This window comes from Nonomuraea sp. NPDC004702 (genome assembly GCF_053601695.1).
Map to the genome: position 1 here is coordinate 1 of NZ_JBSGCE010000199.1, position 1,302 is coordinate 1,302.

1 pseudogene is annotated in these 1,302 nt (G+C 67.7%); it reads left to right on the forward strand.

From position 1 onward, the window contains the following. Window positions 1-176: 176 nt before the first annotated feature. Window positions 177-1,013, forward strand: a pseudogene (locus ACWEJ6_RS54745) (IS5 family transposase); the annotation flags it as partial. Window positions 1,014-1,302: the final 289 nt, after the last annotated feature.

The window sequence follows — 1,302 nt, forward strand, 5'->3', positions numbered from 1 at the left end:
CTTAGAGCCTGCTGACAAGGGGATTTGGTGTTAGGGCTCGAGTCAGTAGAGCGCCGTGCTGTGGTCATGAGTGGGTAGTTGCCCCGTAAGCAGGAGCGGGCTCCCGGTAGCTGAGGTGTTGTCTAAGCAGCTCAGCGGCCAGGAGCCCGTGGTTGTCTGTCTACACGCCCGTGGCCGTGAACGCCAGCGGTTGCGCCTCACCGGGGTGCGGATGTCGCGGTCGGAAACCGGCATATCCGTCGGATCTGACCGATGCCCAGTGGTCGGTGTTGGAGGGATAGGCGCGGGGGGTGATGGCCGAGCTGGTCGTGGCCGCGGGTCGGCCGATGGTGCACGACCTGCGAGCGGTGCTGGACGCGATCGGTTATGTGACCCGCTATGGGATCGAGTGGCGGGCCCTGCCGGTCGACTTCCCACCGCATGAGGCGGTGTATGCGTTCTTCCTGCGCTGGTCGCGGCGTGGCCTGCCGGAACGGCTGGCCGGGAGGTTGCGCGGGCGGCTGCGTGTCCTGGCCGGGCGGCGTGAGCTGCCGACGGCCGGATGCATCGACTCCCAGACCGTCCGGGCGGCCGAGACCGTCGGCGCGGCGGCCCGCGGGTACGACGCGGGCAAGAAGCTGAAGGGGCAGAAGCGGCATGTCGTGGTGGATACCTTCGGGCTGCTGCTGTGCGTGATGGTCACCGCCGCGTCCGTGCAGGACCGCGACGGCGCGCATCCGGTCCTGGCGCTGCTGCGCGAGAAGTTCTCCACCATCACGCTGGTCTGGGCTGATGGCGGCTACGCCGGACGGCTGCGGGTCTGGACCCGGCAGGTCCTCGGCCTGGCCGTCACGATCGTCAAGCGCAGCGACGACCTGCGCGGCTTCGTGGTGCTGCCCCGCAGGTGGGTGGTGGAAAGGACGTTCGCCTGGCTGATCCGCTACCGCCGCCTGGCGCGGATCTACGAACGCAAGCCCGACCATCACGAGGCCATGATCTGGTGGGCCACCGTGCACCAGATGACCCGCCGGCTGACGCGCGAGCTGGCAGGCATTCCACCCTCAAACCGCTGGAGCGACCCGCCACCGCTGCCCGACTTGTCCAGCCCCGACCGGCGCGGCAAGGTCCTGCAACTCCTGGCCGCTCAACCGTGGCGAGCCTGGAGAGGAAGCGAACTGGCCGCCATCCTCGGCATCGAGAACGTCAACAGCTTCCGTGTCCAGCTGTCTCAATGGTCCCACCAGGGCTACATCAACAAGATCGGACCAGCTCTCTACGGGCCCATGCCCGCCAGCACTTAAGCCTTTGTCAGCAGGCTCTTAG